We start from the raw sequence: 731 nt of genomic DNA, 5'->3' as shown, positions 1-731 counted from the left end.
TTTGCCTGGCGACCATAGAGACATGGAACCACCTGATCCCATCCCGAACTCAGAAGTGAAACGTGTCATCGCCGATGGTAGTTTGGGGTTTCCCCATGCGAGAGTAGGTCATCGCCAGGCTTCTAAATAAAACACCCCGTTCAGCTATGCTGTGCGGGGTTTTTTATTTAGGACGCGAGGAGCCTCTCTCACTAAATACCGGGCCCATGCGACAAGCTCTGTTCTGCAAGAACGAGCTTGGTGTGACGCAGCGTAGCGGAGGCATCCCGAAGGCATTGCGAGCACTGCTCGCAACACAAAGTAGGTCATCAGCACACGCCATACTCAATTAAGAGCCGCAGGCTGTCGTAAGTCTTTTTAAAGCCCGCAGCACCCCCAACAGCGCCACGCTAGACGGGAGACGGGAGACGCAAAAGATAAAGTCAAAACCAAAACTCCGGTTCTCAGTCTTATAAAGCAGCTACAAAAAAAGCCCCAGTAGGAAGACCTACTGGGGCTTTACGTCATCTATTAGTTACCGAACACTCATTTTAACCATTTAAGTTGATTGGCTTCGCCTCAAAGCGGTGGCTTGTCAGTACCGCATCAAGCTCACTAAATTGAGCGTAACCGTCCGGCGAACTCACCTTACATCAAGGCTGCCAATTGTGCGGCAGTAGCTCACCAATGTTTGAGGCGCGATGTGTCGGCAGTTTCTCCATCACGTCTTTCAGGTAAGCCTGCGGGTCTAG

At 51.3% G+C, this 731-nt stretch carries 1 protein-coding gene and 1 rRNA gene; one reads left to right on the top strand and one right to left on the bottom strand.

All coding sequences use genetic code 11. The annotated features are described in order from the left end of the window. Nucleotides 1-4: 4 nt before the first annotated feature. Nucleotides 5-120 (top strand): 5S ribosomal RNA (rrf, locus tag O9X78_RS20770). Between the two features lie 512 nt (nucleotides 121-632). On the opposite strand, the gene O9X78_RS20765 is transcribed toward rrf, so the two are convergent. Beyond that, a partial coding sequence (locus O9X78_RS20765) for a transposase domain-containing protein (protein ID WP_269618468.1) occupies nucleotides 633-731 on the bottom strand: 99 nt, incomplete at its 5' end.

Origin of the sequence: Zhongshania aquatica, assembly GCF_027257955.1 — a bacterium.
In the GTDB taxonomy this organism is placed as follows: domain Bacteria; phylum Pseudomonadota; class Gammaproteobacteria; order Pseudomonadales; family Spongiibacteraceae; genus Spongiibacter; species Spongiibacter aquatica.
This window is presented reverse-complemented; position numbering and strand designations above follow the sequence as displayed.